Annotated in this window: 15 protein-coding genes and 1 pseudogene; 11 read left to right on the top strand and 5 right to left on the bottom strand. The window is 61.6% G+C overall.

Annotated features, from left to right (window positions below; genetic code table 11):
• Window positions 1-49: 49 nt before the first annotated feature.
• The 4 genes from ACLEIV_RS10830 (at window position 50) to ACLEIV_RS10815 (ending at window position 3,356) form a co-directional block, all read left to right on the top strand.
• Window positions 50-352, top strand: a complete 303-nt coding sequence (locus ACLEIV_RS10830) for a putative quinol monooxygenase (protein ID WP_410456659.1) — start codon at window positions 50-52, stop codon at window positions 350-352.
• Window positions 353-463: 111 nt separating this feature from the next.
• On the top strand, window positions 464-979 hold the full coding sequence (locus ACLEIV_RS10825; RefSeq protein WP_410456658.1) for a prolyl-tRNA synthetase associated domain-containing protein: 516 nt from the start codon (window positions 464-466) through the stop codon (window positions 977-979).
• A 77-nt stretch (window positions 980-1,056) separates the two neighbouring features.
• Window positions 1,057-2,748: a PhnD/SsuA/transferrin family substrate-binding protein gene (locus ACLEIV_RS10820; protein ID WP_410456657.1), complete on the top strand. Its 1,692-nt coding sequence runs from the start codon at window positions 1,057-1,059 to the stop codon at window positions 2,746-2,748.
• A complete protein-coding gene (locus tag ACLEIV_RS10815; RefSeq protein WP_410456656.1) occupies window positions 2,748-3,356 on the top strand; it encodes a response regulator transcription factor in 609 nt (202 codons plus the stop codon). The genes ACLEIV_RS10820 and ACLEIV_RS10815 overlap by 1 nt, the downstream gene beginning before the upstream one ends.
• A 112-nt stretch (window positions 3,357-3,468) precedes the next feature.
• On the opposite strand, the gene ansA is transcribed toward ACLEIV_RS10815, so the two are convergent.
• Window positions 3,469-4,485, bottom strand: a complete 1,017-nt coding sequence (ansA, locus tag ACLEIV_RS10810) for an asparaginase (protein WP_410456655.1) — start codon at window positions 4,483-4,485, stop codon at window positions 3,469-3,471.
• Window positions 4,485-6,320, bottom strand: a complete 1,836-nt coding sequence (sppA, locus tag ACLEIV_RS10805) for a signal peptide peptidase SppA (protein WP_410456654.1) — start codon at window positions 6,318-6,320, stop codon at window positions 4,485-4,487. Before sppA ends, ansA begins: the two co-directional genes overlap by 1 nt.
• Window positions 6,321-6,497: 177 nt before the next feature.
• Between sppA and ACLEIV_RS10800 the strand changes: the two genes are divergently transcribed.
• Window positions 6,498-8,504, top strand: coding sequence for an FAD-dependent oxidoreductase (locus ACLEIV_RS10800; RefSeq protein ID WP_410456653.1), 2,007 nt, complete (start codon window positions 6,498-6,500; stop codon window positions 8,502-8,504).
• Window positions 8,505-8,604: 100 nt separating this feature from the next.
• Window positions 8,605-9,159 carry an NAD(P)H nitroreductase gene (locus ACLEIV_RS10795; RefSeq protein ID WP_410456652.1) on the top strand — a complete coding sequence of 185 codons (555 nt, stop codon included), beginning with the start codon at window positions 8,605-8,607 and terminating at the stop codon, window positions 9,157-9,159.
• Window positions 9,160-9,215: 56 nt separating this feature from the next.
• Here the strand turns inward: ACLEIV_RS10795 and mobA are convergent, their stop codons facing one another.
• The gene (gene mobA / locus ACLEIV_RS10790) at window positions 9,216-9,806 is read right to left on the bottom strand and encodes a molybdenum cofactor guanylyltransferase MobA (protein WP_410456651.1); all 591 of its coding nucleotides are present in this window, start codon (window positions 9,804-9,806) and stop codon (window positions 9,216-9,218) included.
• A gap of 225 nt (window positions 9,807-10,031) precedes the next feature.
• On the opposite strand from mobA, the gene ACLEIV_RS10785 reads away from it, so the two are divergent.
• From ACLEIV_RS10785 to ACLEIV_RS10775, 3 genes are all read left to right on the top strand, one after another.
• The gene (locus ACLEIV_RS10785) at window positions 10,032-11,237 is read left to right on the top strand and encodes a CynX/NimT family MFS transporter (protein ID WP_410456650.1); all 1,206 of its coding nucleotides are present in this window, start codon (window positions 10,032-10,034) and stop codon (window positions 11,235-11,237) included.
• 86 nt (window positions 11,238-11,323) lie between these two features.
• Entirely contained in the window at window positions 11,324-12,187 is an 864-nt protein-coding gene (locus tag ACLEIV_RS10780) for a DNA ligase (protein WP_410456649.1), read from the top strand.
• Between the two features lie 66 nt (window positions 12,188-12,253).
• A complete protein-coding gene (locus tag ACLEIV_RS10775; protein ID WP_410456648.1) occupies window positions 12,254-13,045 on the top strand; it encodes an NRDE family protein in 792 nt (263 codons plus the stop codon).
• Between the two features lie 60 nt (window positions 13,046-13,105).
• On the opposite strand, the pseudogene ACLEIV_RS10770 reads toward ACLEIV_RS10775, so the two are convergent.
• Window positions 13,106-13,615, bottom strand: a pseudogene (locus ACLEIV_RS10770) (phosphatase PAP2 family protein).
• Between the two features lie 570 nt (window positions 13,616-14,185).
• Window positions 14,186-15,517 (bottom strand): purine-cytosine permease family protein, encoded by a 1,332-nt coding sequence (locus ACLEIV_RS10765; RefSeq protein WP_410456647.1) that lies wholly within the window; start codon window positions 15,515-15,517, stop codon window positions 14,186-14,188.
• Between the two features lie 270 nt (window positions 15,518-15,787).
• On the opposite strand from ACLEIV_RS10765, the gene capB reads away from it, so the two are divergent.
• Both capB and capA read left to right on the top strand, forming a co-directional pair.
• A complete protein-coding gene (gene capB / locus ACLEIV_RS10760) occupies window positions 15,788-17,527 on the top strand; it encodes a caprolactamase subunit beta (protein ID WP_410456646.1) in 1,740 nt (579 codons plus the stop codon).
• 27 nt (window positions 17,528-17,554) lie between these two features.
• Window positions 17,555-19,636, top strand: coding sequence for a caprolactamase subunit alpha (gene capA / locus ACLEIV_RS10755; RefSeq protein WP_410456645.1), 2,082 nt, complete (start codon window positions 17,555-17,557; stop codon window positions 19,634-19,636).
• The last annotated feature ends 72 nt before the right edge of the window (window positions 19,637-19,708 follow it).

Here is a 19,708-nt window from a genome sequence, read left to right as displayed (position 1 = left end):
AAATATTGTGTACTATTTATTGATTTTAGATAAACAAATGGAGTTTACAATGTATTCGATTATTGTCAAAACCAAGCTCAAGCCCGGCACTACCGAGACCTTTCTGGCGGCCATGCTGCCCAATGCGGCCGCTTCGGTACGCGACGAGCCCGGTTGTCACACCTTTGATGTACTGCGGGACAAGGCCGATCCCGAGCTGTTCTGGCTGTATGAAATTTACCAGGACGAGGCCGCCCTGGCCGAGCACAAGCTGACGCCGCATTACAAGTCCAGCCGCGCCGTGGTGACCGATTTGATTGCCGAGCAGTCGGTGATCCGCGCCGACGTACTGGCGGTGAATCCGGCCCGTTAAGCCGCGAGGCCCGCTTTGGGCAGGCTTCTCCCGGGTCGAACGGGCCCGGGGTGGCAAAGACTGCGCGCGGGCGATATGCTGAGGCACTCCGTGAATTGCCTGATATTGCCCATGACAGCAACACAAGACATCATGAACAGCGAGACCCTGATGGGCTTGCTGGCCGGCTGGGGCATTACGCCACCGCTGATAGAACACCCGCCACTCCATAGCTGTGAAGACGCCGACCGGCTGCTGCTCAACAGGCCCGGTACCCGGCTCAAGAACCTGTTTCTGCGTGACAACTACGGTCGTCGCCACGCCCTCTTGCTGACCCGCTCCGACAAGCAGGTGGATCTGAAAGCCCTGTCGCGGTATGTCGGCTGGTCCCGGCTCGGCTTCGCCTCCGCCGACCGGTTGCGGCGTTATCTGGGAGTCGAGCCCGGTCATGTGTCGATGCTGGCGCTGGTGAACGACCGCGAGCAAGAGGTAGAGCTGTGGCTGGACCAGGAGCTGCAAACCGGCAACGACTTTCACTGCCATCCGCTACGCAATACCGCCACCGTTTTGCTGAGCAAGACCGATCTGCAGGCTTTCACGGACCATACCGGCCACACGCCGCTGTGGTTGCCGGTACCGGCGTCTTGATGACGAGCCGGTGCAGCAGGCTTCGGGTTAGGCTCCGGAAAGGGTCTCTTTGTCATGGCCTCATTCTGTGGCTGCTGTTGTTCTTTAGTTTACCGGCGCTGGCCAAGCAGTATCGGGTGGGTTTTCTGGCCTTCAGAGGTGAGGCGCAGTCGCGTACCGAATGGGCACCGACGCTGGCCGCACTCAATGGTGCCCTTCCCGGGGAGCGCTTCGAGGGGTATTTTTTCACCCAGCAGCAACTGGATGACGAGTTGGCGACCGGCCAGCTCGACTTTGTGGTGACCAACCCGGCGCACTTCATGTTGAACCGGGGGCAGGGGCTGAACTGGCTGGCGTCTTATCTTGATCCTCATTACGGCCTGGCGCGAGAAAGCGTGGCCGGTACCCTGTGGGTAAGGGCCGACGGCGACATGACCGCGCCCGAGCAACTGCGGGGCAAGCCGGTGGGGGCGGTGCACGAGCAGGCCTTTGGTGGCTATTTGTTGGTGGCGGAGCAGTTGCGTCGCCGGGGTGTTTTGCCTGCAGAGTTGGATCTTCGCTTTACCGGTTATCCGGTGGATGCCCTAGTGTATCTGTTACGTGACGGTGCCCTCAGTGCGGCCATGCTGCCGACCTGCCTGCTGGAAAGCATGGCGCAAGAGGGCCTTATCGAGGCGGCGGACTTTCTGGCCCTGATGGTGGAGGATGACGCCACCTGTGCGCGCTCGACCCCGCTGTATCCGGGCTGGAGCTTCGCCGCCGTAGGGGCGGCGGATGAAGGTGTGCTGCGGGCGATTAGCAGGGCCTTGCTCAATCTGGAGCACCATGGTCGCCCCGTGTGGGGGGCGGCCATTCGGCTGGACGAGGTCGAACGGTTACTGGCAGACTGGCAACTGGGTCCGGCATCCGATTCTGCGTCGCCCTTGCGGCTGCTGCGTCAGTTGATTGGGCGTTACTGGCCTTTTCTGGCTGCACTCGTGGTCATAGTGCTGGCCATGTTGTTGCACCACTATCGTGTGACCCTGTTACTGCTCAGGCGGACTCAGGAGCGGGATAAATTGCATGATCTGATGCAGCACAAAGAGCAGGAGCTGTCCCAGGCACGACAACGCATCCTGGTGGGCGAAATGGCCACCGGCCTGGCGCATGAGCTGAACCAGCCGCTGTCGGCGATTCAGGCTTATGCCCAGGCGGGGGAATTGGTGAGTGATTCCGGGCCGCAACAGGAGGCCTTCGGTCACATAGTGGCGGAAACCGAGCGGGGGGCGGCCATTATTCGCCGTTTTCGCCAGTGGGCTACCCAGCCCTTGCCTCGCGCAGAGGCGTTCGAACCGGCGGAGGTGTGTCGGGAGCTGGTGGCGAGAATTGGCCCTCGGGCAGACGCGAAGGGAGTGCGGCTTTCTGCCCGAACCGAGGCCGGCACCCTGTTGTCGGTGCGTCCGGCGGTTGAGCAGATCCTCAATAATCTGCTCGGTAATGCGCTGGACGCTCATGCCCGAGCGGATAATGGCCGTGAGACTCATGGCCGGGAAAACCGCGGCGGCATCATGTTGCTGACCGCACACCACGAGGCGGGAGCCTGGCACCTGACGGTAGAAGACGATGCCGGCGGAGTGGCCGGTCACATTATCGAGGCTATGCAGCAGAGCCTGCCGGCCAGCCACTATCACGGTATGGGCATAGGGCTGCTGGTCAGCCACCGGCTGGCGCTTCGCCTCGGCGGGCGCCTGACATTGGTTAATACCGGTCGGGGTACCCGTGCCACGCTGTTTTTGCCTGAGGAGGCCTGATGCAGATTTACATTCTGGACGACGACGAGCAGGTGGTGGCGGCCAATCGTTTCCTGCTGAATGCCATGGGACATGTCAGCCTGGGCTGGTCTTGTCCGCGGCAGTTTCTGGGTGAGCTGGAGGATGATAAACCGGCCATTCTGTTGCTGGATCTGGCCATGCCAGAGCTGGACGGCCTGGCGGTGCTCGGGGCACTGCAACAGCGCCGCAGCACGGTGGCGGTGATATTGCTGACCGGTCATGGTGATGTGCCTCAGGCGGTGGAAGCGATGAAACTGGGGGCGGTGGATTTTCTCGAAAAGCCGATAGATGCCCGCCGCCTGGCCACCGCGTTAGGTCAGGCCCGGCGGAAGGTAGATCGGTTGACCGAACAGGCCCGGGTGCACCGGTGTTTCACCCGGCTATCGGTACGCGAGCGGGAAGTGGTGTCCTTGGTCGCTACCGGTTTGACCAACAAGGCGATCGCCGAGCAACTGTGTGTAGCCGTGCGCACGGTAGAAGTGCACCGCGCCTCGGCCATGCACAAGCTGAGCGTCGCCAACATGGCCGAGCTGCTCAATCACTGGCAGCTGTATCGGGAAAAAGACAGCGATAGCCATAAGCCTTAAGCAACAGCGTAATAGTTGGTGTGTTGTCGATGCCGCTTTAGCCGGCAGGCCCAGCTTGCTGAGCTTTATCTATAACGCCGAACTGCAGAGCATGCGCGGCACCTGATTTTCCTTACGCCGGCCTGCTCAATTCACCGCGCAAATTCTGCCTCATCAGCTCGCGTATTTCTTCCGGTGGCAGGTTTTTGCTCAGCAGATAGTGGAGCTTGGCCAGCGCCGCTTCTGTGGTCATGTCGTAACCGGAGATCACCCCGGCCTGGGCCAGGGCGTGGCCGGTGGCGTAGCCGTCCATGTTGACGGTGCCGCGCAGGCATTGGGTCAGGTTGACGATAATCACGCCCCGGGCCGAGGCTTCGGCCAGCAGGGTCAGCATGGCCTCGTTCTGGGGGGCATTGCCCACCCCGTAAGACAACAGCAGCAGCGCCTTGACCGGTTGTTGCAGTATGTTGCCGATCACTTCGGCGGAAATACCCGGATAAAGAGTGATTACCCCTATGGGTTGGGGCGTGATGGGGCTGACGGTCAGCGGCTTGCCGGTGGTACTGCCAAGCGTCCCCGATTCCAGGCTGATATGAATGCCCGCATTGAGCAGCGGCGGAAAGTTGGGCGAGTCGAAGGCCTGAAAGCCGTCGGCGTGCACCTTGCTGGCGCGGTTCCCCCGATACAGGCGGTTGTTGAAGAACAACCCCACTTCGTGAATGGGGTAACAGGCGGCCACATAGAGGGCGTTGAGCAGGTTGGGACGGCCGTCGGAGCGCAGCTCGGCCAGGGGGATCTGGGAGCCGGTGACGATCACCGGCTTGTCCAGATCTTCCAGCATGAACGACAGCGCCGCGGCGGTAAACGCCATGGTGTCGGTGCCGTGCAGCACCACAAAGCCGTCGTAGTCGTCGTAATTGGTCTTGATATCGTCGGCAATGCGCTGCCAGTCGGCGGGGGTCATGTCCGAAGAGTCGATCAGGGGGTCGTACTCGTGAATATGGTAGGCCGGCATCTCGGTGCGATGAAACTCCGGCGTATGGGCCAGACAGTCGGTCATGAAGCCCGCCTGGGGCACATAGCCCCGGGCGGATTTTTGCATGCCGATAGTACCGCCGGTGTAGGCGATGTAGATTTTTTTCTGGTGCATTAAAACTCCTGACATTCCACACACAGCACATACTGGCCGCGAATATCATTGAAGTGACTCAGAGCCGACAGTTCGTTCTTGAGCTGTTCACCGGCCGGGCGCAATACCGCCGGCAGGGCGGCGGTAGCCCAGTCGCTCAGTACGCCCGAGTCCAGCAACAGCTGTTCCAGCAGCATTTCTTTGGCGGAGCTGGGCAGTTTCACCGGCTTGACGCTGAACTCCGCCAGCTCGGCCAGGCCGGCGGCACCGGCCAGGGCATCGTCCAGATAACCCAGCTCATCCACCAGACCCAGCGCCTGGGCATCCTGTCCGGTCCAGACGTGACCCTGAGCGGCGCGCTCCACCTGTTCCGGCTTCATGCTCCGGCCCTTGGCCACCAGCTCGACGAACTGATCGTAGGTGTGTTCAACTCCCATCTGGATCAGTTGCTTGGTGTGCTCCGGCAGACCCGTGGTCAGGCCTGCACCCACAAAGTCGGTGGTGCCGACGCCGTCGGTGTGCAGGCCCAGCTTCTCGAAGGCTTCCTCGAAGGTGAGGAAGAGGCCGAACACGCCGATGGAGCCGGTGAGAGTGGTGGGCGCGGCGTAAATCTTGTCGGCGTCGGCCGCTATCCAGTAACCACCGGAGGCGGCGGTACTGCCCATGGATACCACCAGCGGCTTGCCGCTTTCCTTGAAGCGCAACAGGCTGCTGCGGATTTGCTCGGCGGCAAAGGCGCTGCCGCCGGGGCTGTCGATGCGCAGCACCAGGGCGTGAATGTCCGCGTCCAGTCGGGCTTCATCGATCAGCTGACCGAGGTATTCGTCGTTGATGGTATTGGGACCCGCATCGCCACTCATGATGGCGCCGCTGGCGGTGATCAGGCCCACCGCCGGGGCGGCATTCTTGCGCGGCGCGCTGTGGCTGAGGTAGGCGGGAATGTCGACACTCATGTAGCGGTTGGCCTGGCTGTCCCAGCCCACCTGCTCGGCCACGGTCTGCAGCATTTCGTTGCGGCTGGCGAGCCGGTCGACCAGACCCTGCTCAAGGGCATAGCGTGCCGGGTCACCATCCACGGCGCCAAAGCGGTTCAGCAACTGCTCTTTGCTCGGGTTGATATGATCGGCGGGAATATCCCGCAGCCGGACTATGTTGTCCTGATAATGCTGCCACAGTTGGCCGAGCCAGCGCAGGGTATCTTCGCGGCTCTCTTCGGACATGTCGTCACGCAGATAGGGCTCCACGAACGACTTGTAGGTGCCCACCCGGAACACATGGGGGGTGATGTTGAAACGCTCGAAGGCAGACTTGTAGTGCAGCCGGTAAACGCCGAGGCCCTGAATGGTGACGGCGCCGGCCGGGTTCAGCAGCACTTCGTCGGCGTGGGCCGCCAGATAATACTGGCCCTGAGTGTAGTAGTCGCCAAGGGCATACACCGGCTTGCCTGAGGTCTTGAACCCCTCGATGGCTTCGCCGACTTCATCCAGCTTGGTCAGGCTGGACTCGCTCATGTTCTGCAGCCGCAGCACCAGGGCACCGATGCGTTCGTCGTTGCGGGCACGATCCAGGGCTTCCTTGATCTGACTCAGGGTCATGGGCGGGGGTGTGGTATCGCCAGACAGCCATTTTTCGGCCAGACGGCGGGGGCTGGCGGTGGCTTCCTGCTCCAGCACGGGCCCGGTGAGGGTCAGTGTCAGCGCGGCCTTGGCCGGCAACGCAGGTGCATCATCCCCGGCGCTGAAGATCAGCACCACGAACACCAGTACGGCGAGAAACAGCAGGTTGGTTATCAGGAGGCGAATGGCATTCAGCACCCGGCCCAGAGTACGAAATAACCACTTGATGGCAGACCACATAGCAACGCCTTAATCGGAATAATTGTCGAGTCGGTCCATTATGACGGCAGCCGCGGCGCAATACCATGAGCGGCGACCGGTTTACCGTGAAAATCGGGGCTAAAACAAGTGTTTGAAAATGGCGCTGCGATCCATTAGCCTCGAGTGGTCAAACCTGTCTTGTACGGCGGAGGGATCATGAGCCATTACCCCCATTTACTGGCGCCCCTGGATCTGGGCTTCACCACACTGAAAAACCGGGTGATCATGGGCTCCATGCACACCGGGCTGGAAGAAGAAAAAGGGGGGTTTAAAAAGCTGGCCGCCTTTTATCGGGAACGGTCTCGTGGCGGCGTGGGGTTGATCATCACCGGCGGCATGGCTCCCAATTTTCGCGGCCGCCTGCTGCCCCATGCGGCCCAGCTCGGTTTTTCCTGGCAGGTGGCTCGCCATCGATTGCTGACGGACGCAGTGCATGAAGAGGGCGGCAAAATCGCCCTGCAAATACTGCATGCCGGCCGCTATGCCTGGCATCCTTTCCTGCAGGCGCCGTCGGCCGAAGCTGCGCCCATCAGCCCGTTCAAACCCAGGGCCATGAGCCCACGCCAGATTCACAACTGCATCGCCGACTTCGCCCATACCGCCTTGCTTGCCCGACAGGCCGGTTATGACGGGGTCGAAATCATGGGCTCCGAAGGCTATCTGATCAATCAGTTCATCTGCAGCCGAACCAACCACAGAGACGACGAATGGGGTGGCAATAGTGAACGCCGCCACCGCTTTGCGCTGGAGATAGTGAGGGCGGTACGCACTGCCGTGGGCGATGATTTTATTGTGATCTTCCGCTTGTCGATGCTGGATCTGGTGGAGCAGGGATCCAGCCTGGAGGAGGTGATTGCGTTGGGTCGGGCGCTGGAACAGGCGGGCGTCACCCTCATCAACACCGGCATCGGCTGGCACGAGGCGCGGATGCCCACCATCTCCACCAGCGTGCCCAGGGCGGCGTTCAGCTGGGTTACGGAAAGAGTACGGCAGGCGCTCTCGGTACCGGTTATTGCCACCAATCGCATCAATACCCCCGAGGTGGCCGAGCGAATACTGGCCTCGGACCAGGCGGATCTGGTGTGCATGGCCCGGCCTTTTCTGGCGGATGCGGACTTCGTTGCCAAGGCGGCGTCGGGGCAGGCGGAGTTGATCAACACCTGTATCGCCTGCAATCAGGCTTGTCTGGATCATGTGTTCAAGCGCAGACGTGCCTCCTGCCTGGTGAACCCCAGAGCCTGCCATGAAACCGAGCTGAATTTTGTGCCGACCAAGAGCCCCAAGCGGCTGGCGGTGGTGGGCGCGGGTCCGGCCGGGCTGAGCTTTGCCTGCCAGGCCGCCGAGCGCGGCCACAAAGTCACCCTGTTCGAGCGGGCGGCGGAAATCGGCGGCCAGTTCAATTACGCCAAGCAGATACCGGGCAAGGAAGAGTTTTTCGAGACCCTGCGCTATTATCGCCACCGACTGGCGCAGACCGGAGTGGCGCTGAAGCTGAACACCGAAGCGACGGCCGAGCTGCTGGCCGGGTTTGACGAGGTGATCCTTGCCAGCGGCATTCGCCCTCGTACCCCCGAGATAGACGGCATCGCTCATCCCAGGGTATTGAGCTATCTGGATGTGCTGGCTCATCACGCCCCGGTGGGAGAAAAAGTGGCCATCATAGGTGCCGGCGGCATCGGATTTGATGTGGCCGAATTTCTGGTGGCCAGGGCGAATCAGAGCACCGAACAATGGCTGGCCGAGTGGGGTATAGACCGGCAGTATCGCGCGCCGGGAGCCCTGATGGCGCCCGTGTCGGTGGTGCCGCAACGCCGGCTCTGGCTGCTGCAGCGCAAGGAGGGCAATCCGGGCAAGGGGCTCGGCAAGACCACCGGCTGGATCCACAAGGCCAGCCTGCGCCACCACGGCGTGAAGATGTGGGGCGGCGTCGGCTACAAACGCATCGACGATGAGGGGCTGCATATAGAGCGGGACGGCGAGTTGTTGTGCCTGGCGGTGGACAACGTCATTATCTGCGCCGGCCAGCAGCCGGATCGCAGCCTGCAGGCGACGCTGGAACAGCAGGGCAGCAAGGTGCACCTGATTGGCGGTGCCGACGTGGCGGCAGAACTGGACGCCAAGCGGGCCATCCGCCAGGGCGCCGAACTGGCGGCGGTGATCTGATGGTCACGCCTTGCCACGCCTGCGGGGCTTTATGCCCACGCGCTGTGCTGCTAAGGTAGCGGGCATCGCAATTCGAGCTTATTACAGAAGGTTTTACATCATGGATGCACTGGAACTGTTACTCAATCGCCACTCCAACCCCCGACTGGTTGAGCCGGCCCCGGCGGGCGAGCAGCTGGAGACCATTTTCAAGGCCGGTCTGCGGGCGCCGGATCATGCGGCCCTGACTCCCTGGGAATTCATCGTGTTCGGCGGCGAGCAGCGGGAAAAACTGGGTGACATTCTGGCCGCCGCCACCGAAGCTAAAGGCGAGCCTGCCGAGACGGTCGAGAAAGCCCGACTGGCGCCGCTGCGCGCCCCCATGGTGATCACAGTGGTGGCCAAGGTGAAGCCCCACGACAAGGTGCCGCAGCTGGAGCAGGAAATCTCTGCCGGCTGTGCCCTGATGGCGATGCAGATGGCGGCGCTGGCGCTGGGTTATAACGGCATCTGGCGTACCGGCTGGTTTGCCTTCGACCGCAATGTGCATCAGGCGCTGGGTCTGGACGCGCAGGACCAGATCGTCGGCTTCCTGTATCTGGGTACGGCTCAGGTAGAAGTACGTAAACTGCCCGAGCGGGATCCGGCACAGTTTGTGCGCTACTTCGGCTCCTAATCTTTACCTGATAAAAAAGGGGCGGCGTTATTTAAATAACGCCGCCCCTTTTTTGTTTATTCCTGGCCCCCCTGCTCCAGCTGTTGCAGGGCTTCGTCGGTATTGAGGTTGATAAAGGCGTCGGCCTGGTCGCCGAAGTCTACCGGCACCAGCTGGTGGCGCTCATACCACAGCTGCAGCTTGCGATCGCCGCCATCCAAATAGTTGTGAAGGGAGGGCAGCAACGACTGGTGCACCAGGGCGGTGGCGGAGTGGAGCCGGGTGCCGTCGTCCACCACCGCGATTTGATCGTGATGGCGTATGGCGGCACACATCCGCCGTGCCAGATCGGCAGGCACCAGCGGGCTGTCGCAGGGCACGAACAATACCCATTCGCTGGGCGCATGGCTCAGCCCGGCTTCAAATCCGGCCAGAGGGCCGGCATAGTCACCGTTGCTATCCGGCACCACCGGTGCCAGTTGCCGGTAGTGTTCCAGATTGCGGTTGGCATTGATCAGCACCTTTCCCACCTGAGGGCCGAGTCGTTCCAGCAGATGAACGACCAACGGCTTTCCCCACAGCTCCAGCAGCCCCTTGTCTGCGCCCTGCATGCGCCGACCCTCGCCTCCGGCCAGAATAACGGCAGTGATATCTTTTGGATCCAGCATGATATTTCCTGTTATTACCGCTTTTGCCCGATATTAACCATTTAACTATGTCAGTGGCAGGCGCCACATCAAGTAATTGATATTTTTGTGTTACTTGCTCTCTTTGATCGCAGATCCTAACATGGGCTACTTTCGAATTACTGCCAACAATCATCGTCGATGCGCCTTGCCGTTAGATAGAAGATGTATTGCCAGGCCGCCGCTGTCGCATACTAAGGGATAATAATGACAACAACCTCGCCCGATGGCCCCTTCTTGGGCCGTCCCGTTATTGCTTTGCTGGCCATAGTGGCTCTGATGCTGGCCGCCGCCAACCTGCGTGGTGGTCTGGTGGTGGTAGGGCCGCTGGTGATGGAAATTCGCGCCACGCTGGATATCAGCGCCAGTGCCTTCAGCCTGCTGACGACCTTGCCCCTGCTGTGTTTCGGCGTCATGTCCATCTGTGTGCCCTGGCTCACTCGCCGCTGGGCGCCCCAGTGGCTGACGATTACCGGCCTCATGGTGATAAGCCTGGGCGTGGGACTGCGACTGGTAGATAACTATCCGCTGGTGATCCTCGGCACCCTGCTGCTGGGCCTGGCCATCGCCGTGCTCAACGTGTTGATCCCCGGGCTGGTGAAAGCCTTTTTCCCCCGTCAGGTGGGGCTGATGACGGGCCTGTATTCAGTTACCCTCAGCCTGGGGGCGGGCATGGGTGTATATCTGGCCGTGCCTTTGCTGGAACAGTTTGGCAGCTGGCGTTATCCGGTGGCCCTGTGGGCGATACTGCCGCTGCTCAGCCTGTTGTTCTGGTTGCCGATGCTTGGGGTAAAAGGGGTGGGACGACCACAAAACCCGGTTCGTGTCAGCCTGTGGCGAGACCGGCTTGCCTGGTCCATCACCTTATACATGGGGCTGCAGTCGTTTTACTTCTACTCCATGGCCACCTGGCTGCCGAAAATCCTGCTGGAAAATGGCCTGGACGCCCATGAAGCCGGTACCGCCACGGCGCTGATCAACCTGGTGAGTATTCCCTTCAACCTGCTGGTACCGATACTGGCGGCCAAGATGAGCAATCAGCGATTGCTGGTGCTGGGTACCTTTATCGTTTCCTTTGTCGGCATTGCCGGACTCTGGTGGCAGCCTGCGGCGGCGCCCCTGTTGTGGGCGACACTGATAGGCATGGGTTGTGGCAGCGCGCTCAGTCTGGCGTTGTCCTTCTTCGTACTGCGGGCGGCCAACACGGCTCAGGCCACGGCGCTGTCGGCCATGGCCCAGAGCATCGGCTATCTGCTGGCGGCACTGGGGCCGGTATCGCTGGGCCTGTTGCGCGATGTTGGCGGCGATTGGCAGTGGGCGCTACTGTTGATGCTGGTGTTGCAGCTGGCGCAGTTTGCCTTTGGCTGGTCTGCTGCCCGGCCCGTCAATGTGGTGCCGGATCAGCAGCGGTAAGCCAACGCAGGTCAACCGGTGGCCGCCGCCCCTTGTCTTCGATCCTGGCGCCTATACTTGGCGGCACAGAAGAAGGAGGATTGACCATGTCACCGTTTGCCATGCAACCGATTTTGCTGCTGGTGCCGCTGGTACTGACCCCGCTCGGCTGCCATGTCCAGGCTCAAGACTCGCCCCCATTACAGCTGGCGGCCGAGTATCAACAGCAGGATGTGACCCATTACCGGGTCAGCGAAAAGCTGGACGGGGTACGCGCCTGGTGGAACGGACGCGAGCTGCTGTCGCGTGGCGGACATCGTTTTTCGGCGCCCGACTGGTTTGTGGCCGGCTTTCCCGATACCGCGCTCGACGGCGAACTCTGGCTGGGCCGGGGGCGGTTCGAAGACTTGTCGGCTGCGGTACGCCGTTACCGGCCCGACGAGGCCGAATGGCGACAGATCCGCTTCATGGTGTTCGACCTGCCCGCCAGCGAGCTGCCGTTCGAGGCGCGGTTAACGGCGCTGGAACGACTGTTTTCACATCTTGATACCCCCTATATTGAGCTGCTTGAACAGCGACGCTTGCCCGATAATTCCGCTCTGGCCGCTTACCTGACCGAGGTGGAAGCCCTGGGCGGCGAGGGGCTGATGCTGCGCCATCGCGACAGCCTCTATCTGCCGACTCGCAACCAGGATCTGCTTAAGCTCAAACGATTTCAGGATGCGGAAGCCCGGGTACTGGCGCATCTGCCCGGGCAGGGCAAATACGCAGGCATGATGGGTGCCCTGCTGGTGGAAACCAACGATGGCCGCCGCTTTAAACTGGGCACGGGTTTCAGCGATCGGCAGCGGCAACATCCGCCGGCGGTAGGCGCTGTGGTGACCTATCGCTACCGAGGTGAAACCGGTGAGCGGCTGCCTCGATTCGCCAGTTTCGTTCGGATAAGAAACGACGAACCGGAGCGGCCCTGATCCTGGCCTGGGGCCACGCTCGGGAGTACAGTAGGGTCTTGTCGATATTATCCGAGGAGCCCGCTTGTGTGTCTTATTGCCTTTTCGTGGCGGCCGGAACAGGGACGCCTGCATCTGCTGGCCAACCGGGACGAATTCTATGCCCGCCCCACGGCGTCGGCCCATTGGTGGCCGGATCATCCCGATATCTGGGCCGGTCGCGATTTGCAGGCCGGGGGGACTTGGCTGGGCATGACCCGAGCCGGCCGTTTTGCCGCCCTGACCAATGTGCGGGAAGGCGGAGCTCGTTCCGGGGGGCGTAGCCGCGGCGAGCTGGTGGCCGACTTTCTGGCCGGCGAGCAGGATCCCGGGGCCTATTTACGTCACCAACTGGTCAAGGGCGATGATTATGCCGGTTTCAACCTGTTGGTGGGGGAGCTGGCCCGTGGCGAGCTCTGGTACGGCGGCAACCGCCCCGGTTCGGATGCCCGCCGGCTGGGGGCCGGGCTTTATGGCTTGTCCAACGCCATGCTCGATACCCCCTGGCCCAAGGTGGAGCGGCTCAAGCAGGGGCTGGCCACACTTGGGCCTGTGCATGAAGGAACGGCCTTCGGCCTGCTGGATGACGACACCCGGGCCGCGCTCGAACACCTGCCCAACACCGGCGTCGGCCCGGAATGGGAAAGTCTGTTGTCGTCCATCTTCATTCAGAGTCCGGACTATGGTACCCGGGCCCAGACGGTGCTGTGCGTCGAACAGGGCAGGGTGGCCATTACCGAGCAGGGTCGGGGGCCAAAAGGTGCCGCGCTGGAGCGATGTCAGGCAAGCTGGACGCTGATTCAGGCCGAGCCGAAGAAGAGCCAGGGGAGCCACGTCTGATACTTAAGTATCTGGTCAGATATTGGATCGGAGCACGAGAGGCAACGCAGCCGCCTCGCGTCAGGCTCGGCCGTGGTGTAGCGCAAGCAACACCTTGATCACCAACGGCAGCATGGCGCCGATGCAGGCCGCCGCCAGTACATCGGTCGGCCAGTGTACGCCCAGCACCATACGCGAAAAGGCGACCAGCATGACTCACAGCATTGCCACCGCCAGCGCGAAGCCGCGAGCGGCAGGCATCATTCGGCTAACGCACAAGGCGACCGCCGTCGCAAAGGCGGTGACTACCAGCGTATGGCCGCTGGGAAAGCTGGAGCCCCAATACCATTCGGTGTGCCACAGATCGGGCCGGGCGCGACCCACCGCCATTTTGAGCACGTACACCACGGCGGCACCGCTGGTGACCGAGGCGGCAACCAGTATCGCCTCGGCCCGGTGCCTGGCCAGCAGCAAGCCGACCGTCGTGAACAGCGTCAACGGCGTCAGCACAGTGGCCGAACCGGTGAGCGTAACCGCCTCGAAGAAGCCGGTCAGCGAGGGCGAACCGTGGCTGCGAATAAACAGCAGCATCGTGCGGTCGAACGGCCCCGACTCGCCGCCCAGCACATCTTCGGTTACCTTTATCGCCGTCACCGCGAGCACCAGCACGCACAGAATCGCCTGCCGACGCTGCTCCAGAGGCCCGGACCACGCCGGTTGCCTGCGACGCACATAGATACCCAGCGCGAAATAAAGACTGACGACGATAAGTGTCAGCTTGATAACGTCTTCGATCACTTCATAAATCATGATGAGCTCAACTGGTTCTTGTTGTTTGTGGGGAACTCGATTATTAAACGCCGGGTTGCCAGCAGACGGTGCCAACAGGCGACGCCTACGCATCAAGGAGGGCAAAGGGATCTGCTCCGCCGACCATCCGTGCCACGGATGGCACGGTTGAGCCTCCAGGGAAGGATTTACGGCGAGTCGGCGGAGCGGGCCCTTTGCCCGGGATGAATACAGCAGTCAAGCAGCTCGATTGTTTAATGAGATAGGGCGGATGCGTCAAACTGGCCGGAACCGAGGCACAAAAAAGCGGGTCCCGCAGGGCCCGCTGTAGTGATAGATAATTCGGCATGACACCCGTTCGCGGTTGTCCTTTCAGGACTGTTCTGCGGAAGCCAGTCGGGCTGAACGCCGGTTGAGCAGACTATAGAGGCCGAAGGCGGTCACAAAAGACAGGGGCGCCGACAGGTTGCTCCAGTGTTCTCCCGCCATCATGCAGCCGATGCCGAGACCCGCTGCCGCCAGCCAGGCACCGAGACCGGCCGAGCGCAAACGAGGGGCCTGTTCGCCGTAGCGTACCGTGCCCGGATCGAAGAAAATATGGCTCAGCGCCAGACCCACCCAGGCCACCACTAAGATGCCCTGATAGGCCAGCGCCTGCAGGATGAACTCGAACACATTGGTCAGCATCAGCAGATAGACCACCACGCCCACCAGCACGCCGCAGGCCAGCTTGGGCAGCCGCAGACCCAGCCCTTTTTCCAGACAGCTTTGCAGGTTGATGGTGGCCAGATAAAAGTTGGCGGTGTTGATGCGGGTCTGGCTGACCCAGACGAAGGCCAGACCGGCAAAGCCCATCAGCTTCAGCAGAGCCAGCACAACCGACACCTCGGTCACGGGCCCATCGGTGGGAATGCTGGCGGCCAGGAAGATGCCGACCACACCGTTGACCAGAAAAGTAAACGCATAGAAGGGCAGGCCGAAATTGAAACGGGCGTGGTAGTCGGCATCTTCCTCTTTGCCCATGCGGGCATAGTCCCAGGTGTACATCATCAGGATCCACACCCCCATGAAGTAGCTGAAGCAGCGCCACCAGCCGTCGGCTGGCGCACCGCCTTCCGGTCCCAGTTCCAGCCAGGCATGGCTGTAACCGTAGCTGTTGAGGGTCATCAGCACCGCGGCCGCCAGCCCCAGCAGGTAGAAGGGCAGCAGCACGCCGTTAAGCTTGTCGAGCCAGCGCTGCACGCTGCCCAGCACCAGAGGCACGCTGTATAACACCACCAGCAGATAGGCCTGGTTCAGGGTCAGAGATGGAAAGTAACCCTGAATGGCCACCGCGATCACCGAGCCTTCGAACACCCCGTAATAAATGGCGGTGGCGAAGAAGATCAGGGTGGCAAGGGCCGCCCCCGATCTTCCCAGCAGGGTGTGGGAAAAGAGCCCCACCGACAGCCCGGTACGGATGGCATGGCGGCTGATAACGGCATTGATCAGGCTGTAGCACAGCGCCGACAGGCCCAGACCGATAAGGGTATTGACGGTGCCGTAATGAATGGCCAGGGTGGCAGACACGACCAGCCAGAACATGGCACTGCACACCGACCACCAGGCCATGGTAAGGCCGAAACGGGACATGCGTGCGCTTTGTGGTACGGGTGAACGGGTAAAGTCCGGATCCGAACTCTGGGGGTGCGAAATATTCGCCATGGCAAACTCCTTTTCACTCAAGATAAGGCTCAACCCCTGTTGAGCCATTACTAACCAACGCAGCATAAAAGGAGCCGGCAGTAAGAAAATTGAACCTGAGCGCATCGGCTATTGCCAGTCAGTGCATCACAGCCGGGTGCGTTGATGGTCAAAAGCGGGTGCGCTCATCGTCAATTCGGCCGGGGGGAACGGCTTTTATACTGGCGGCGAAACGTTGCGGTAACAGTTTGTTAACCGTCATTCAGCCAGTCATAAAACGGAAGGTAGACGATGGCCACACATGTAGATCCCATAACCCTGGCGGTGGTGCGCGGAGCGCTGGAAACCACCCAGCGGGAAATGACACTCACCCTGGAAAAGACCGGGCGTTCGAGCGTGTTCAACCTGGCTCACGATTACAGTAATGCCCTGTTCGACCATTTTCCCGAGATGATACTTCAGGGCCAGGATATTCCCATTCACCTGGGCTCGCTGATCCCGGCCATGAAGGCGGTGGCCGAATTCTTCGACGGCGACATTCAGGAAGGGGACGTCATCTATCACAACGATCCGGCCTACATGGGCAGCCACATCCTGGACTGCTGCATGTACAAACCGGTGTTCTACCAAGGCGAGCTGGTGTTCTGGACCGTGTGCAAGGGTCACCTCACCGACATCGGCGGCCCGGTACCGGCCGGTTATAACCCGGACGCCAAGGAAATTTACGCCGAGGGCCTGCGCATTCCGCCGGTCAAACTGTGGGAGCAGGGCAAGCCCAGGAACGACGTGATCAACCTGCTGCTCACCAACATGCGTGCAAGGCGTGATCAGGAAGGGGACATCAACGCCCAGTACGGCGCCTGCCGGGTGGGGGAGCGCAATCTGATTGCGCTGCTCGACAAATACGGGGTGGACACGGTCAAGGCCTGCATCGCCGAGCTGAAAGACATGGCCGATCGGCAGATGCGTTCACTGATCCGCGACGTCCCCGATGGCGTCTACCATGGCAGTGCCATGCTGGAAGATGCCGGTCACGGCTTTGGCGAGATGGAAATCACCAGTACCATCACGGTCACCGGCGACCAGCTGCACATTGCCGTGCAGAGTCCGCCGCAAATCCCGTATTTCATCAACTCCTACGAGGGTAACTCCCTGTCCGGTGTCTATCTGGGTCTGATGATGTTTGCCCAGCTGCCGCCGCCCTACAACGAGGGCCTGTACCGCTGCGTGACCGTGGATCTGGGCGAGAAGGGGACCCTGTGCAATGCGGTTGAGCCGGCGCCCCACGTCAACTGCACGACCACCCCGATGGAAACCCTGACCGATGCCGTGCGCCAGGCCCTGGAGCAGGCTGCTCCCGAACGGGTCACCGCCTCCTGGGGCCATGCCAGCGGCATCAATATCGCGGGCATGGATCCGCGCAGCGGCGAACAGTACGTGACCATGGTACTGGCGTCCATTATCTCCGGCGCCGGTGCCACCCAGGTGATGGATGGCTGGCACGCGGTGGGGCCCTTGTGCTGCTTCGGTGCGCTCAGCTCCGGCGACGTCGAGCTGCTCGAATATTCCTATCCCATCATCATTCACCGCTACGGCCTGCTGCAGGACAGCGGGGGGGCCGGCAAGTATCGCGGTGGCTCGGGTACGGCCTGGGAAGTGGAGCCGAGAGATCACGAGATGCAGGTCATCGCCTTCGGCGAAGGCCGCCAGATTGCCACCCTGGGGGCGGCGGGTGCCGAGAACCGGCTGCCTGAGCCCAAGCTGGGCAAGCTGGTGGTGGACAGAGCCGACGGCCAGCAGGTGCACAAACACAACACCATGCTCACCATTAAACCGGGCGAGCGGGTGACCAACATCAATCCGGGCGGTGGTGGTTACGGCCCTGCCTTCGAGCGGGACCCCAAGGCGGTGCAGGAAGACGTGCGCAATGGTCTGGTATCGCTGGAAGCGGCCGAGCTGGAATACGGCGTGGCGCTCAACCCCGATTGCCTGAGCGTGAACTGGGCCGAGACCGAACGCCTGCGTGGCTGAACTATTTAACAGGTAAGGAAACTGATTATGCGTAGCAAATATCGTCTGGGCGTGGATGCCGGCGGCACCTTCACCGATTTCGTACTGGCCGAGAACGACGGCAACATTCGGGTATTCAAGAGCCCCTCTACCCCCGAGGACGGCACCATTGCCATTCACCACGGTCTGGGACAGATTGCCGAGTCGCTCAACAAGCCGGTGAGCCAGATAGTGCAGGAATGCGATTTGTGCATCAATGGCACTACGGTGGCGCTCAATGCGTTAATCGAGAAGAAAGGGGTCAAGGTGGGCCTGCTGTGCAGCACGGGCCACGAAGACAGCATAGAAATTCGACTGGGCCACAAGGAAGAAGGTTATCGCTACGAAGCCGACTTCCCCCCGGCTCACATGATAGTGCCGCGCCATTTGCGCCGGGGCATAGACGGCCGCTTTCTGGCCGACGGCACCGAGTACAGCCCGCTCAACGAGCAGCAAATTATCGACGCGGCGGCCTATTTCAAAGAGCAGCAGGTCGAAAGCGTGGCCATTTCCTTCCTGTGGGCGGTGCGCAACCCGGCCCACGAGCGGCGAGCCAAGGAGCTGATCGAGCAGCTGCTGCCCGGGGTCTTCGTGTGTACCGGCAGTGAGGTGTACCCGCAGATCCGCGAATACAGCCGCACCTCCACCACGGTCGTCAACGCCTACCTGAGCCCGGTAATGCGCCGCTATGTGGAGCGCATCGACGAGTACTTCAGGAAGCTGGGCGCCAAATATCCGGTGCGCTACTTTCAGTCCAACGGCGGCCTGGCCATCGGCGAGGCCATGCAGGGCAGGGCCGTCAACGCCATCAACTCGGGCCCGGCTTCGGCGCCCCAGGCCGGTCTTTACGTGGCGCGCCCCTTCGACATCGAAAACGTGATCACGGTGGACATGGGCGGTACCTCGTTCGACATCACCCTGACCAAAGACAGCCACACCAACCTGAGCAAGGACATCGACTTTTTGCGCTACCGCATCGGCGTGCCCATGATCCAGGTGGAAACCCTGGGCGCCGGCGGCGGCTCCATCTGTCAGGTGGACGAGTTCGGCATGTTGCAGGTGGGCCCCGAAAGTGCGGGCGCGACCCCCGGGCCCGTGTGTTACGGCAAGGGGGGTACCCGTCCTACCGTGACTGACGCCAACCTGGTGCTCGGCTACCTTAACCCGGACGCCGTGCTGGGCGGCACCATTCGTCTGAACCGGGATGCGGCCTGGCAGGCGGTGAAAAAACACGTGGCCGACCCGCTCGGCATCAGCGTGGAAAAGGCGGCCTACGGCATCAGCACCATCGTCAACCTCAACATGGTCAACGGCATTCGTCGGGTCTCCATCGAGCGGGGCTATGATCCGCGCGACTTCGCCCTGGTCTGCGCCGGTGGCGCAGCCGGCATGCACATCAGCTCCCTGGCCGAGGAAATTGGCAGCCGTACCGTGCTGGTGCCCAAGGTGGCTTCCGTGTTCTGCGCCTTCGGCCAGATCATCTCGGACGTGCGCTACAACTACCTGGCCTCGGAGCCCATGCCTATCCACCGGGAGGCGGAACTGGGCCTGCTCAACGAGCGTTTTCACGAGCTGGAGAGTCAGGGCACCGAGCATCTGCTGGCCGACGGCTTCCACCCGGGCGACATCAGCCTGTCGCGCAGCGTGGAGATGCGCTATCAGGGGCAGATCCACGAATGCCCGGTCGAGCTCCCCGGCGGCGACATTACTCCCGATACGATAGATGGCCTGCTCGAGGCCTTCCACCGCCGCCACGAAGAGCTGTATACCTACAGCGAGCCGAACAACCCGGTGGAGTTGGTGAACATTGAATCTACCCTCACCGGCAAGGTGAGCAAGCCGCCGGTGCAGCAGCTGGTCGCCACCGGCCGTACCCTGGCCGACGCCTTGATGGGTCACAGACCCATGCTGTTCGACGCCGACGGCCACTGGATTGAAACCGGTGTTTACAGCGGCGAACGGCTCGATGTGGGGCTGGAGATAATGGGACCAGCGGTGGTGGAAGAGCCGACCACCAACATAGTGGTGCGTCCGGGCTGGTGCCTGGTGTTGGAGGCCAACAACTGCTATCGCCTGACCCGAATGAGCTGAGGGTCTCGTTTCAGCACTCGTATTCTTGAGGTTGCCGCCGGACCATGGTTACATGGCCGGCGGTTTTTTGGC

Source organism: Oceanisphaera submarina (assembly GCF_046521305.1).
GTDB lineage: Bacteria > Pseudomonadota > Gammaproteobacteria > Enterobacterales > Aeromonadaceae > Oceanimonas > Oceanimonas submarina.
This window is presented reverse-complemented; position numbering and strand designations above follow the sequence as displayed.

Excerpts from the sequence above, each read along its gene's own strand:
- ACLEIV_RS10825 (WP_410456658.1), top strand. The coding sequence starts at position 464 with ATGACAGCAACACAAGACATCATGAACAGCGAGACCCTGATGGGCTTG.
- capB (WP_410456646.1), top strand. The coding sequence starts at position 15,788 with ATGGCCACACATGTAGATCCCATAACCCTGGCGGTGGTGCGCGGAGCG.
- ACLEIV_RS10785 (WP_410456650.1), top strand. The coding sequence starts at position 10,032 with ATGACAACAACCTCGCCCGATGGCCCCTTCTTGGGCCGTCCCGTTATT.
- mobA (WP_410456651.1), bottom strand. The coding sequence starts at position 9,806 with ATGCTGGATCCAAAAGATATCACTGCCGTTATTCTGGCCGGAGGCGAG.
- ansA (WP_410456655.1), bottom strand. The coding sequence starts at position 4,485 with ATGCACCAGAAAAAAATCTACATCGCCTACACCGGCGGTACTATCGGC.
- ACLEIV_RS10800 (WP_410456653.1), top strand. The coding sequence starts at position 6,498 with ATGAGCCATTACCCCCATTTACTGGCGCCCCTGGATCTGGGCTTCACC.
- ACLEIV_RS10765 (WP_410456647.1), bottom strand. The coding sequence starts at position 15,517 with ATGGCGAATATTTCGCACCCCCAGAGTTCGGATCCGGACTTTACCCGT.
- sppA (WP_410456654.1), bottom strand. The coding sequence starts at position 6,320 with ATGTGGTCTGCCATCAAGTGGTTATTTCGTACTCTGGGCCGGGTGCTG.
- ACLEIV_RS10795 (WP_410456652.1), top strand. The coding sequence starts at position 8,605 with ATGGATGCACTGGAACTGTTACTCAATCGCCACTCCAACCCCCGACTG.
- capA (WP_410456645.1), top strand. The coding sequence starts at position 17,555 with ATGCGTAGCAAATATCGTCTGGGCGTGGATGCCGGCGGCACCTTCACC.
- ACLEIV_RS10830 (WP_410456659.1), top strand. The coding sequence starts at position 50 with ATGTATTCGATTATTGTCAAAACCAAGCTCAAGCCCGGCACTACCGAG.
- ACLEIV_RS10815 (WP_410456656.1), top strand. The coding sequence starts at position 2,748 with ATGCAGATTTACATTCTGGACGACGACGAGCAGGTGGTGGCGGCCAAT.
- ACLEIV_RS10780 (WP_410456649.1), top strand. The coding sequence starts at position 11,324 with ATGTCACCGTTTGCCATGCAACCGATTTTGCTGCTGGTGCCGCTGGTA.